Here is a 13,988-nt window from a genome sequence, read left to right as displayed (position 1 = left end):
TCTTACTACCTAGATTGTATCTAAGGGTGGGGTCAACATCCCCCGGAACACTGGGGTCAAGTTCGCCGGAATATACATATGAAAAGCAATTTCAAGTCAACAAAAACAATTACCCACCCTCGAATCATGAAAAATGTCAAAATGAAAACTAAAATAAAGTATCAGCCGGTGTGGTGTGATTGCTAAGCCCATCTACAGCCAAGTAAACTAATTCAACTCAATACGTAGCAGCGGTTCCCCCGAACTTGAAATATGCTAAGGGGACTGTTATCAAACTCATTCGTCATGATAGACTTTGACTTGCTATTCCTTGCTTTTAACATTAGGTGAGGAAGCAGTGACTTATGGAGAGTCGAGGACGACTATTGCAAAGATTATCAAACAAAAAGATCTATATCAGGAGGGGTCTGTGTCATGATTGTTATACTGGGAACAAATACGCGTAGCCAATGGTGAAATTCACGGATGTGGCTTTTGTCGTAACCTAGGAACAGGGGTAAAATCTGTCTAGGCCTCTTTTCAACTTTAAAAGGACGAAACGCTTTTAACATTGTTGGCTAAACGAAAAAAATTTAAATTTATCTTTTTTTGCTATTTATCGATTTGGTGTTTGCGGTTATGGAAAACCGCGTTAAAACGGGTAACTTAACGCCGCAAATTAAATCACAATAAGGCTGTCTTCTTCTAGTGTGATTAATGAACGATTCTGAAGACTAGCCATCGCAAAGAGTATTGGTTTACAATGATCCACAAGTCTCGCGCGAATAAGATCGACAAACTTAACAACTATGGATTTGAATGGTGCTTTTAAAGATGTTGGTCAGCTAGTGTTGAACTTTCAGGCCAATCTTACATATTATATATCAGCTGGTTACCAGGAAGCGGAAGTTCGAAAGGATTTTATAGACAAATTCTTTATAGCACTGGGGTGGGACGTAAATCACGAAAACCAAATTAATCCTTACCAGCAAGAAGTAAAAGTTGAGAAAGGTCAAAAGCAAGGTCAAAATCTTTCTCAACGTAGAGCAGACTATGCATTTTACCTAAACCCAGACTTCAAAAATGTCCAATTCTTTGTTGAAGCTAAAAAACCAGCCGTTGGATTGAAACATCCCGATCATTATTTCCAAATATGGAGGTACGGATGGAATGCTTCAACCCCTATAGCGATATTGACGGATTTCGAAGAATTTCACATAATAGATTGTCGGGCGCAACCTGACATTGATTCTGTTTTCAGTGGACATCATAAGATATTTAGATTTTCAGATTACCAAAACAAAGAAAAATTTGCTGAAATTTATTTCTTGTTTTCAAGGGAAGCCGTGGAGCAAGGAAGTCTCGAACGTTACGCAAATGATCTTCCACAAATCAGGGGAAAAGCTTCTCATAAATCGTTATTTAGAGGAGGTTATCAAGCTATAGATGAAAGTTTCCTACATTATATTGATAGTGTTCGAGAAACGCTCGCAAAAGCCTTTACTGGCAATGATCCAAATATGGATGGTGGGGCACTCACTGAATCAGTAACAAGAATAATTGATCGATTAGTCTTTATTCGATTCCTCGAAGACAAAAATATAGAACACGAAAGCCATGTGAGTGCATGGTCATCTTGGAGAGACTTCGTAGAAGATTGTCGAAAACTCGACGCCAAGTATAATGGTATCGTATTCAAACGACATTTCATCGACAATCAAACTTTTTCGCTCGATCAAGAGCGCCTTTTTTTAACCATTTGCCAAGATATTAGTAGCATTAACAGCCCGTATGATTTCAACTACATTCCCGTGCACATCTTGGGGAGTATTTATGAGCGGTTCTTGGGGAAAATTGTCACTATCACAGGAACCAGAGTCGCTATAGAGGAGAAGGAGCAAGTACGTAAATCTGGTGGGGTGTACTATACACCGAAATATGTCGTTGATCAAATTGTTTTGCGGACTGTTGGAGAGTTAATCAAAAACAAATCACCAAAGGAAATCTCTCTAATGAGATTCGCTGATATTGCTTGTGGCAGTGGGAGCTTTCTTTTGGGTGTATACGAGCTCCTTCTTGATTATCACACTAAATATTATTACACAAAATTAGAGGGTAAAACAGAAATTGATGGCCGTAGCGAGGATTTTGGCATGACTGAATATAGGGATGGTGTTTGGGAGCTCACTCTTAGAGCGCGCCAAAGTATCATGTTAAATAACATTTTCGGCGTTGATATTGACCATCAAGCAGTTGAAGTAACGCAACTAAGTCTTTTTCTCAAAATGCTTGAAGATCAGACTTTAACCTCTACTCGACTGAGGCAAGGCGCCCTTTTCTCAAAAGTACTGCCCGATTTGACCAAAAATATAATTTGCGGAAATAGTCTGGTAGGGACTGAGATCCTCGAAGGTTCATTGTTTTCTTTTGATCAAGAACGACAGATTAATCCAATGGACTATTCAACAGCTTTTCCCGATATTATGGAAAATAGTGGCTTTGATGCGATCGTAGGAAATCCACCGTATGACGTATTGGAGAAGGAACGTTTGCAAGATCTTTCGCCTCACGAGGTGCTTACTGAATATGTAAAATATTCACCAGAACTTCAAGGTGCTCTAGGTGGTAAACTTAACTTGTTTAGATTCTTCATCGTAAAGGCGCTACAACTACTCAGACCATCTGGTCGACTTGGATACATTGTGCCATTGTCGATAGTGGGAGATACATCTAACTCAAAAACTCGGGAGTACTTGGTTTCAAATACAAATAACTTGATTATTGAAGCTTTTCCCCAAAAAGACAATGTTGCAAGACGGATCTTTAGAGATGCAAAACTTTCCACTTGCATCATTTTAGGTTCAAAATCAAAAAGTAGAAGTCAAGATAAAAAATTGACCATTAGAACTTTTCCAGGCAACAATTTTCAAGAACCTCATAAAACCAACGAAATCTTTTTGAGAGACTTGAAGTTGATTGATCCTGAAAACCTCCCTATACCTCTAATTGATAGCGTAAATTGGAATTTATTGACGAGAATTCATAATAATGAAAAGTGTAGGAATATCGCAGATCTGACAGAAGACGTGGTCGTTCGTCGAGGTGAAATCAATCAAACTATATATAGAAAGTATATTACCGAAAGTCCAAATCAGTCAAAATTGATTAAGGGTGTTCAAATTGGACGGTATAGGTTCAATACAACATTAAGTCAGGGCAAAGTAGAATGGTTTGACGAATTACAACTTCATAAGGAAAAATCAGCTAAACCAATAAAAAGCTTAAGACGTATAGCGACGCAACGAATAACGGGAGTTGATGAGCGATTACGTTTAGTAGCCACAATCATTGATCCACCAGCTTATTTTGCAGATTCAACAAATTCACTGAATCTGACTTCTACCTCAAAATACGAATTAGAATACGTCCTAGCGTTAATAAACTCTCACTTGTTTCAATGGCGATTCAAACTTACTAGCACGAATAATAATGTTGGAACTAATGAAATTCTTGCAATGCCCTTCAGAATAATTGATTTTGGCAATAAAAAAGATCGAGACGCTCACGATCGAATTTGCAGCACTGTCCGAGAATTATTTGCCGCCAAAGCAAAGTTGTCGGATCTAAAGAGAGATTCGGACATTTCGTACCTCAAGACAAAGATTTTTGGGTTTGAAAGGCGAATTGAGGCTGAGATATATCAACTGTACAATTTGACAGACGAAGAAATAAAATTAATTGAACGAGGTCTAACAAAAGTTGTCGGGAACTGAATGTAGAATTTCTTTCAGTCAGGAACTTTCTAGATCAATCGGTTCCCATCCTTCCTATGTCTGTCATTTTCATTAAATACAACGTGGGGAAATTTATATCTTAAAACTGAAAGTGTATCTTCCGGTATTTGGTACCCCCTTTCATTAATGTATGATACACTCTTATTCTGGGGTACATGTAACGTCCAAGATAACTAAGCTGTCTGGAAGTACGCTTTCACGGTAACAGTTGGGCTTTTAAAGCTAATCAATAAGTTTATTTCTCATTCCGTACATTATCAGACCGGCTATGGTTTTAGCACCAACTTTGGATTTCATGTTTTGTCTAATTGTTTCGACTGTTCTTGGACTTAAAAAAACTTCTTTGGATATTTCCTCCGTTGTTTTATCCTCTGCTAGAAGTTTCAAAATTCTTATTTCTTTATCTGAAAATTTTACAGGGTTCGGGTAGAATTGCCGCACCTGTCTTTTAGTTTGTAATTTTGAAAGGACTGCTTTATTTACTAATTCGTTGAAATAGAAATCATCATTCATACAAGTTAGGATTGCTTGATATATTTCCTCTGGATCTGAAGTTTTAGTTAAATAGGCGTTGGCACCCATTTCCATCATTTTTGTAATCATCTCTTGATCGTCATACATCGTCAAAACAATAATCTTAACGTCATCGTATTCCTTTCTGAGCATTCCAATAGCGTTAACACCATCTACTTCTGGCATTCTGATGTCCATCAAAAGAACGTCAGGTTTCTTTAGGAGCATCTTATGCATCAGGTCCCGTCCATCTTCAGCCTCCCAGAGTATTTTAAGATAGTCCTTGCCCTTTAATGCCATCTTGATACCATCACGGAAGATTTTATGATCATCAGCGATTGATACCTTGATTACTAATTCAGAACTCATGTTAGGTTTGGAAATTTAATGGATTATGGTTTAAGTCGTTCAAAGTAAGGTCCATGGCGAAAATTTTGTTTGCCCTTGACAACTAAGCACTTATAACAAGATATACATTTCTAACACTAAAAAGCAAATACCTTATAAAAAATGTTAAAATAAGCAAGGTTTCCTCCTTTATTGAACAATTAATTGACACAAATCATGGTAAAAATAAAATCATGTAGGTTTACGAAGTATTTGCCCAAAGAAATGAATAGTAAAAATACGGTCTCTTAAATGTAAACTTACGTAAAATTTGAACGAATTTCTACTTGTTGAAGTATCGATAATCCTCTCCAGTACTGGATTCCAAGCAAATTACTAGTTTTTGAGTAAGCGAACACCTCTTGGCCAGGTTTTTTTTTTCACGTTCTTTCATGCTTTCAAATAAACCTCAAAAAACTTACATTATGATGAAAAATCTAACACTCGAAAAGCCAGCAATAGCATCGATTGGCGAGGAAATTGGACTTGAATTGGGTAATAAAATGGTTTCCAGTTACCGGTCATTAAATCCAACCGATGTTTTCGCTTATGAAGTTGGAAGAGACATTATTGATCAGATTCTTGCACAACCTGGCTGTCAAGGTTTAAGGTTTTACAATGCGTATAACGAAATAGGTCAGAAGACTTTGGTGTATGTCGGACTTGATAGCTCGGGAAAAACAATTACTGAGATCTCCGTTGTCATGGCTGACGGGTCTTTGGTTCAAAAGAAAGGTATAGTTGCTGATCGCATCAGGGTTCCAGGCGGGCCAGTTCGCGAAGGTATTGCAGAAGATGCAGATAGCTTCACTTGGATCGTAGACTAATTCCGCACATTCAAAAATTTAAATATCTGAAGAAAGTAACTGCAGTTTTATATATTTGATTCTAAATCAGATTATAATAGCTGCCACACTAGAATATATTACTTTAGCCTCTGTAACAGTACCCTTAGTATCGTATCTTTTTTTTTGTAAACAAAAAAAGGACACGATACTAAGGGTACTATTTTTTTATATTGTGTATTCATCTGCAAATGACAACATTTTATATTTCGTTGTATCTGAGCGGCCCGCATTACTCAAATTGTATCACCTTTTAATAAGCCTATTTACAATTGTCGAATTTTCTATTTTTGCATGGATCTTGTGGCGACTAAACACATCTAGGCTTCGGCGATCAATTATTAGTGTCTGTGCAGTTGGCTTTGCCATATTTTGTGTTATAACTTACTTTCATTCGCGAAAAGAGCTCTCGTTCGACTCTATGCCCGCCTCAGTTGAAGCGATCTTGTTATTAATTTTTTGTATCTTTTACTTTTACGAGCAACTGAACATGGCTGCTCACACTCCAATTTACCTTTCTAATCGATTTTGGATTGTCTTGAGCATAATGGTTTATACTTCTTTAAGTTTTTTCTTGTTTTTACAATCTTCAATTACCCCCTTCCAAGTCATTCAAAGTTATTGGGATATAAATCTAGTTTCTAATATTTTGAAAAATATCATTTTTGCCATTGCATTCGTTATTAAGGACGGAAGTTTACCGCGCGAAGGCGAGAAACGACTTAATGAACCCAAATTCAGATCAACACCTTCATATAAACCTTAACACACGGCTAAGTTCCAATGATTTTTATTGAAATTCCAACCGACAACAACATCTCAATGGTACTTTTTTTCGGTACTGTCGGTATGCTGGCGCTTACGATCGGGCTGATTGTGTTTATCATTTTTCACCAGCGAAAGGTGATCAGGTACCAGGGCAAACTGCAGTTGATGGAGCAGGAACAGCAAAAAATGCTGCTAAATGCGTCTATCAGGCTACAAGAGGAAGAAAGACAAAGGATTGCAGCTGATCTTCATGATGATGCCGGGCCATTACTGGCTACCGCTCGTTTGTACCTTAACGAAAACCTGGTGAACCTCGACAAACAATCCCAGCTTCAGAGTATATATAATGCCAAGCAGATCATAGATGATACCATCCAGCTGATCAGGAACATCTCACATAGCCTGATGCCACCGACATTAAAGAATTTTGGCCTTGAATCAGCGGTAAATGACCTGTTCCAGAAAATATCCGGTTCAGGCAGCATGAATGCCAGCTGCCGCTTCCACGACTACCGGGAAAGATTACACGCCGACCAGGAACTGATCATATTCCGGGTGATCCAGGAGCTGATCAACAATATTCTCAAACATTCGAACTCGAGTTTTATTCACCTGACCCAAAACCTTAATGGCAACAACCTCTATATCAGGATGCACCATGACGGCCGCGGCATCACCCAGGCAGATTTTGAAAAACTCAACAAAAGCAATGTGGGTCTTGGTTTGAAAAATATCCAGAGCCGCCTGAAACTGGTGCATGGCCAGATCTTTTTTGAAAAGGACATGTCACAGACCTATTATAAGGTAACGATAGAAATACCTAAAACTGAAGAAGAATTATCCCGGACCTGATTACGTGTTTCCACTTAGATGAGATGAAGATATTCATGAGGCCGGGCAAGCGGAGCTTTTTTCATGTACTTTTAATCAGCCATTACCGTTAATACCTCATGGGCCCCATAAAAGTCGCTATCGCTGATGATCACAAAATATTCCGCAAAGGAGTAATACTGTCATTACGCCCATACACCAACATCAAATTTGTTCTCGAGGCCGAAAACGGCCAGGAACTGATCAATAACCTCCCGGCCTCAGAAGAATTGCCGGAAGTCATCCTGATGGACCTCCGGATGCCTCAGAAAGACGGCATCGAAACCACCAAGGTGGTCGCCAAACAATTTCCCAAGATCCATATCATTGCGCTTACCATGTACGAAGACGAAAGATTCGTGAGCCACATGATGGAAATAGGCGCCAATGGTTATCTACTCAAAAGTGCTGATCCTTCAGAAATCAGGACGGCCATCATGGAAGTAATGTCCAAGGGATATTACCTCAATAACTTTGTTAACCGGATCCTGCTCAAAAAGTCACACTCAAGACAGAAAGTGGTACCTACCCTCACGAGCGAGGTTACCCTCAGCGACCGCGAAAGAGATGTGATCAAATATATCTGCATGGAGTTTACGGCACACGAAATCGCCCAGAAGCTCGATGTGAGCCCGCGTACAGTTGAAGCCATCAAAGACAGGTTAATGGAAAGATTCGGCGCAAAAAATACTGCTGGTCTTGTATTCTACGCGGTCAAGAACAATCTAATCGATTGATCTACTAATTATCTTCCCATAGATTGATCCACTAATTACCCGGTATATAGCCCATCATTTTTTTGTGGACCTGTTGAGTTTTTATATACTTCCCCGATTGTTGTCGTTATTCTAACGGGTATCTATAAGCGCATTTCAGGAATGTCACCATTGATTACCAATCGCCCGGCTGTTTTTGATTTGATCTCTTCGACTGATACTCCCGGTGCCCTTTCAATTAATTGAAATCCTCCACCCGGTAAAACATCCAGCACGGCCAGGTCACTCACGATCCGTTTCACACAATGCACGCCGGTCAAGGGCAGGCTGCAGGCAGGCAATAATTTTGATTCGCCCTTTGGATTGGTATGCATCATAGCGACGATAATGTTTTTGGCACTTGCCACCAGGTCCATCGCACCACCCATACCCTTCACCATTTTGCCGGGTATCTTCCAGTTCGCGATATCCCCATTTTCAGAAACTTCCATGGCACCCAGTATCGTCAGATCCACTTTGCCGGCGCGGATCATACCAAAACTTTCCGCCGAGTCAAAAAATGATCCGCCGGGTAAAACGGTTACGGTTTCTTTGCCCGCATTGATCAGGTCAGCATCGATCTCCGATTCAACCGGGTAAGGCCCCATGCCCAGCATACCATTTTCAGACTGGATGGTGATGAACATACCAGCCGGGATATAATTAGCAACCAGGGTGGGGATCCCGATACCAAGGTTCACATACATGCCGTCCTTTAATTCAAGGGCTATTCTTTTTGCAATCGCGTATTTATCGAGTGGCATAGGCTGTTATGAAGACAGGCTGATGACGAGCCTGTAAATGGTTTTAAACAATGATTAAATGAAGCGACAACAAAGGACAGGTGTTTAACGATGATCATTCAGAATTCTATGCTTGTCCCCTGCCCTTCGCAATAAGATCAATTATGATAAGGCCGGGATTTAAATCTTTGCAATTTGTATCGTTCTTTTTTCTATCCTTTTTTCATAGCCCGAACCTTGAAAGATGCGGTGCACATAAATACCGGGTACATGGATATGATCGGGATCAAGTTCACCGGGTTCTACCAGGTGCTCCACCTCTGCGATGGTAATGTTACCGGCTCGTGCCATTGAAGTGGAAAAATTGCGGGTGGTTTTGCGAAACACCAGGTTACCAAATCGATCCCCTTTCCAGGCTTTCACAATGGCGAAGTCGGCATGAAGCGCGTGTTCCATCAGGTACATCTTCTCACCAAATTTCCTGACCTCCTTGCCTTCCGCCACCTCCGTACCATAACCCGCCGGTGTAAAAAATGCGGGTATGCCCATACCGGCCATCTGTATACGCGTGGCCAGTGTACCCTGCGGTACCAATTCAACTTCGAGTTCATTGTTCAACAGCTGTCTCTCAAACTCCGCATTTTCGCCGACATAAGAACTGATCATCTTTTTTATCTGCCGCGTTTTCAGCAACAGGCCAAGACCAAAATCATCCACGCCCGCATTGTTCGAGATGCAGGTGAGGTCCTTTACTTTTTTGTGCACCAGGGCCGTGATACTGTTCTCCGGTATACCGCATAATCCAAAACCTCCGAGCATCAGGACGGACCCGTCACTGATATCCGCGACCGCGATATCAGCATTATCAAAAACTTTGTTCATAGATCCCGTTTTTATTGAATAGCTATATCGTGAAGTTATCAATTACTTTGAAACAATTCTAAGGCGTGGGAGTAATACAAACCTTTAATTGAAGCCAACGGATTAATTGAAGCTAAGGGTTTAATTGAAGTTAATGGTTTAATTAAGGCTAAGGCAATAATTGAGGTGAGGGTTTCATTAAAGCTAAGGGGGAGCGCTACGGGTAACGAATGATCGGCAGGAATGCCTGCACAATCACTGATCGGGGAATTAAAGGCTGGTGAAAAGTTGCAGGATCAGGAGGGAACCAACGTGCGCTTACTTTACACTATCCTCTGCCGCACTGGCGGCACTAGGCATAGAGTCAGGAGGATTTGCCAGTTTTGGCCTGTACATCTCTTCCTTTAGCCGGTCGGCTCTCCGGAGAAGGGTATCCATCATCACCTTACTCAGATCCGGGCGGGTCATGTAGAACTTATAGCTTTTTATAAATTCATCCCTGGTAATATTATTCAATGAAAATACCTGGGCATAGACCTTAAAGGTTTCTTCGGTTTCGTCTATCCTGGCACTGTCTTTCATGATAAACTGCGCGGCAAAACGGTCGGCCAGCATCATATCCCACAATACTTTTTCCATCCTGGCCTGCGGTAGCACACCGGATGGGACCTTTGATTTGTTTGTACAGGCGATGCACAAACACAAAAACAAACTCAATATTATCAGCTGATGAGAAATCTTCATGGTATATCCTGTCCTTCCGATGATCGTGTTTAATTTTTATCCCCTACCCGTTTATCTCAGTTCCTGGCGGTAACGGTTTGAATTGGCGATATCCAGTTTCACCAGCATCTCCTGTGCCTTTTGTTTTTCTTCAGGAGTGCCTTTTTTAAAAATGCGTATCAGCTCTGTGGCTTTTCCCTGGAAAAAAAACTGCACGATCATGGTATTCGGGATATCGTTGTTCAGCGTATTGAACTGCCCTATCGTATTCAAAATGCCCGTTCTGCCCGCAGCTTCATTTTCATACAACAGGTCCATCCCGAGCCGGTAATAACTGTAAAACGCATCATGCACAATCGCATAACGGTTGTTGGTGAGGTTCTCATTCAGCCAGTAACGGTTACGCAGACCATCAAACGCTTTCCAGCCGTTTATGTCGCGGCCCTCGGGGGCATTGTTAACGATCTGCTGCGCTTTCAGGAAAAACGGGTCGCCCCCCCGGAGTGCAAATGAATTATAATCCAGGCCGAGTATGGTATATGCATAATAAGCGATCGTAGCCGAAAGATTGGAAGCCAGCGGATCGGACCCGGTCACCCGGTTCTCATTAAATTCAATCGGCTGGTACTCGACATATTTAAAAGTAAAAGACTCATCCTGGAAGTTGATCAGCGGGGTTTCATAAGCCGTATTATACACCGGTCTCGCCGCCTGCACGGTAAGGCTGGCCTTATAGACATTGTTGCCCACGGCCTCGTTGATGATGACAAGGAAATTACAGACGATCTTTTCGTTGGTCTTGAAGGTTTCGTTCGACCATTTGCGGTTGTTCACAAACGTGGTAAGGCTGTTCTGGAGGGTCTGGAAGATCTTTTTATCGGTCTGGGAACTTACCTGGCTGGCATTAATGGTTATCCTGGCACTCAGTTCCTGGGAAAGCAAACGGTTGCTGAACAGCATCACCGGCAACATCAGAATCACAACTAATCTACGCATGCATCATGTTTACAATCCTATCAACGATATCTTTTGCGACTTGTTGTTTTGGTTTTCTTTCGAAATCAAACTCCTGCCCGCTCTTTTCGAAGATGGTCACCTTATTGGTATCATGACCAAAACCGGCACCAGCATCATTCAGTGAGTTCAGCACGATCAGGTCGGCGTTTTTTGTTGCCATCTTATTAAGCGCATATTCCCTTTCATTGGTGGTTTCGAGGGCAAAACCCACCAGCAGCTGGTCCTTTCTTTTGATGGCACCCAGGCTTTTGAGAATGTCCCTGGTTTTTGTGAGTTCCAGGTGGAGGGAATCGCCGTTTTTCTTGATCTTCTGGTCGGCATAAGTTGCGGGCGTATAGTCGGCCACGGCGGCAGACATCACCGCTATATCGCTGGTTGGGAAAAGTTCCTGGCAAACCTGGTACATTTCTTCGGCGGTCTGTACCTGGTACAGCTTCACGCCATCTATATTTTTTCCGAGGGATGATGGACCCAATACCAGGTTAACCTGGGCACCGCGTTTGACGAGTTCCTTCGAAATGGCAATGCCCATTTTGCCGGATGAATGATTGCCGATAAATCTTACCGGGTCGATTGGCTCATAAGTGGGGCCGGCAGTGACGAGTACACGTTTGCCTTCCAGGTCCTTGGCCCGGAAAAAGTTCTCTTCTATAAAACAGATGATCGTTTCAGGTTCGGCCATCCTGCCATCACCATATAATCCGCTGGCGAGTTCGCCTTTTTCAACGGGGATGATCTTATTACCAAATCCCGCCAGTTTTGTAAGGTTTTCACCGGTTACCGGGTGGTGCCACATATCCTCATCCATTGCAGGTGCGACCACTACCGGGCAGGTTGCGGAAAGATAAGTGGCCAGCAGCATATTATCGCAAAGGCCGTTCGCCATTTTGCCAAGCGTATTGCAGCTCAGGGGTGCGATCAGCATCAGGTCGGCCCACCGGCCAAGCATCACGTGGTTCGACCAGGAGCCTTCTTCAAACAGGTCGACGATCACATCGTTTTTTGAGAGGGTCGACAAAGTGAGCGGCGTTACAAAGTCTTTCGCCGAAGGGGTCATGACCACCTTTACTTCGGCCCCCAGTTTTACCAGCGATCGCACGAGCAGGATAGACTTATAGGCTGCTATACTTCCCGTAATGCCGATCAATATTTTCTTTCCCTGGAACATGCGATAAAATTACTGCAAATATTCACGAAAAAAAGCGACAGGTACGCTGCCGCTCAGTCTTATATATGTTCCGCAATCGCGGGCCTATGTCCCGCCTTAGCGGGAATGTGTTTCGTTAATCAACTAAAAAGATCATCTTCATTTTTCCTGTGGTAGATCTTATCTTCCAGGAATTCCTGGGTAGCCAGCAATGCTGCATTTGGCATTCTTTCGTAGGCTCTCGAGATCTCGATCTGCTCCTTGTTCTCGTGGATCTCTTCCAGGCTGTCTGTATGGCTGGCGAATTCCTCGAGTTTGCTATGCAATTCCTCTTTCAGGGAAATATTGATCTGGTTTGCTCTTTTGGCAATGATGGCAATAGATTCGTAAACATTACCGGTTTTACCCTTAATAACATTCAGGTCCTTGGTTTCTGCAACATTGGCCGTATTGGCACTAATCTGTCTTCTTAGCCTGCTCATTTTGGATGTCTTTGATGTTTGATTGTGATAAATTCCGATACCGTTCAACTTCTTTTGTATACGCGTTATCCGCGAAACGGTCCGTGAAGTCGTTCACTTCTGCCAGGACCTTTTCATATCGCTCCACTTTCTTTTCGTCTATACTGTTACGCGCGTAGAGATAATAACTTTTGATCACCTGCAGCTTGTATTGCTCACTCTTCTCTGAATCCGGGAAATTGCTCATCAGGGTATTATAGGCGATAGCTGCTGCCAGGTAGTGACCCATATTATAATACAGCTCGGCACTTTTGACTTCCTTCACTTCCAGTTTGCGCCGGCTCAGGTCAATGATCTCATTTGCTTCCTTCAGCCGCGGGGAACCGGGATGCGTATTGATAAAGGTCTGCATCAGGCCGATCGTTTTCTGGGTATTGGTCTGATCCAGCTCTGCTTTGGGCGATTGCCGGTAATAGGTATAGGCCCGCATATATTCCATCTCCTCCGCCTTCTGGCTGGTCGGAAAAACCTCCGTGAACTGTTTGAACAGGTTTTCGGCCTGCAGCCAGTCTTTCAGGTAATAGGAGCAGTAGGCGTATTTGTAAAAAAGGTCCTCAAACTGGGGCTGGCCCTTATAGATAGGGAACAGTTCCTCGTACAGCTGCTGTGCGAAATTGTATTTTTTGGCAACATAGTACTTCTCTGCCATTCGCAGTTTATAGTCGTAGTCAGTACTTTTCTGCACTTTGGCAAACTTCGAGCAGGAAGTAAACGCAACAGCAATAATAAGGATCAGTAAAGGTAACCGCATAAAAGTGGGCAAAGTTAAGATATTAACGGCAAATATTAAAGGAATCATTACTGCAGCCAAAATAGCTCCGTTAATAAATCTTTAAAACCCGACTTCACTTCGTTACGTCGGGCGATGCCCGATCACTTCGTTACGTCGGGCGACGCCCGATCACTTCGTTACGCCGGGCGATGCCGATCGCTTCCGTACGTGGGGGAAGCCCGACTTCACTTCGTTACGTCGGGCGAGGCCCAATCGCTTCGTTACGTCGGGCGATGCCCGATCACTTCGTTACGTCGGGCGACGCCCGATCACTTCGTTACGCCGGGCGATGC

General features: G+C 42.5%; 12 protein-coding genes. 4 read left to right on the top strand and 8 right to left on the bottom strand.

What is annotated here, in order from left to right; all coding sequences use genetic code 11:
* Positions 1-788: 788 nt before the first annotated feature.
* Positions 789-3,752, top strand: a complete 2,964-nt coding sequence (locus ACX0G7_RS26585) for an Eco57I restriction-modification methylase domain-containing protein (protein WP_458926584.1) — start codon at positions 789-791, stop codon at positions 3,750-3,752.
* Between the two features lie 243 nt (positions 3,753-3,995).
* Here the strand turns inward: ACX0G7_RS26585 and ACX0G7_RS26580 are convergent, their stop codons facing one another.
* Positions 3,996-4,655 carry a response regulator gene (locus tag ACX0G7_RS26580; protein ID WP_458926583.1) on the bottom strand — a complete coding sequence of 220 codons (660 nt, stop codon included), beginning with the start codon at positions 4,653-4,655 and terminating at the stop codon, positions 3,996-3,998.
* A 443-nt stretch (positions 4,656-5,098) separates the two neighbouring features.
* Between ACX0G7_RS26580 and ACX0G7_RS26575 the strand changes: the two genes are divergently transcribed.
* From ACX0G7_RS26575 to ACX0G7_RS26565, 3 genes are all read left to right on the top strand, one after another.
* A complete protein-coding gene (locus ACX0G7_RS26575) occupies positions 5,099-5,500 on the top strand; it encodes a hypothetical protein (RefSeq protein WP_458926582.1) in 402 nt (133 codons plus the stop codon).
* Positions 5,501-6,340: 840 nt separating this feature from the next.
* Positions 6,341-7,138, top strand: a complete 798-nt coding sequence (locus ACX0G7_RS26570) for a sensor histidine kinase (protein ID WP_458926581.1) — start codon at positions 6,341-6,343, stop codon at positions 7,136-7,138.
* 98 nt (positions 7,139-7,236) lie between these two features.
* Positions 7,237-7,893, top strand: a complete 657-nt coding sequence (locus tag ACX0G7_RS26565; protein ID WP_458926580.1) for a response regulator — start codon at positions 7,237-7,239, stop codon at positions 7,891-7,893.
* Positions 7,894-8,015: 122 nt separating this feature from the next.
* Here the strand turns inward: ACX0G7_RS26565 and ACX0G7_RS26560 are convergent, their stop codons facing one another.
* The 7 genes from ACX0G7_RS26560 to ACX0G7_RS26530 form a co-directional block, all read right to left on the bottom strand.
* The gene (locus ACX0G7_RS26560; protein ID WP_458926579.1) at positions 8,016-8,675 is read right to left on the bottom strand and encodes a 3-oxoacid CoA-transferase subunit B; all 660 of its coding nucleotides are present in this window, start codon (positions 8,673-8,675) and stop codon (positions 8,016-8,018) included.
* 159 nt (positions 8,676-8,834) lie between these two features.
* On the bottom strand, positions 8,835-9,536 hold the full coding sequence (locus ACX0G7_RS26555; RefSeq protein ID WP_458926578.1) for a CoA transferase subunit A: 702 nt from the start codon (positions 9,534-9,536) through the stop codon (positions 8,835-8,837).
* Positions 9,537-9,833: 297 nt separating this feature from the next.
* The gene (locus ACX0G7_RS26550) at positions 9,834-10,259 is read right to left on the bottom strand and encodes a DUF4296 domain-containing protein (protein WP_458926577.1); all 426 of its coding nucleotides are present in this window, start codon (positions 10,257-10,259) and stop codon (positions 9,834-9,836) included.
* 51 nt (positions 10,260-10,310) lie between these two features.
* A complete protein-coding gene (gene porD / locus ACX0G7_RS26545) occupies positions 10,311-11,234 on the bottom strand; it encodes a type IX secretion system protein PorD (protein ID WP_458926576.1) in 924 nt (307 codons plus the stop codon).
* Complete coding sequence (gene coaBC, locus ACX0G7_RS26540) at positions 11,227-12,423, bottom strand: bifunctional phosphopantothenoylcysteine decarboxylase/phosphopantothenate--cysteine ligase CoaBC (RefSeq protein WP_458926575.1); 1,197 nt, start codon at positions 12,421-12,423, stop codon at positions 11,227-11,229. The genes porD and coaBC overlap by 8 nt, the downstream gene beginning before the upstream one ends.
* A 119-nt stretch (positions 12,424-12,542) precedes the next feature.
* Entirely contained in the window at positions 12,543-12,884 is a 342-nt protein-coding gene (locus tag ACX0G7_RS26535; RefSeq protein WP_458926574.1) for a DNA-directed RNA polymerase subunit omega, read from the bottom strand.
* Positions 12,859-13,674, bottom strand: coding sequence for an outer membrane protein assembly factor BamD (locus ACX0G7_RS26530; protein ID WP_458926573.1), 816 nt, complete (start codon positions 13,672-13,674; stop codon positions 12,859-12,861). Before ACX0G7_RS26530 ends, ACX0G7_RS26535 begins: the two co-directional genes overlap by 26 nt.
* Positions 13,675-13,988 lie beyond the last annotated feature (314 nt).

It is taken from the genome of Flavitalea antarctica (assembly GCF_054461535.1).
This window is presented reverse-complemented; position numbering and strand designations above follow the sequence as displayed.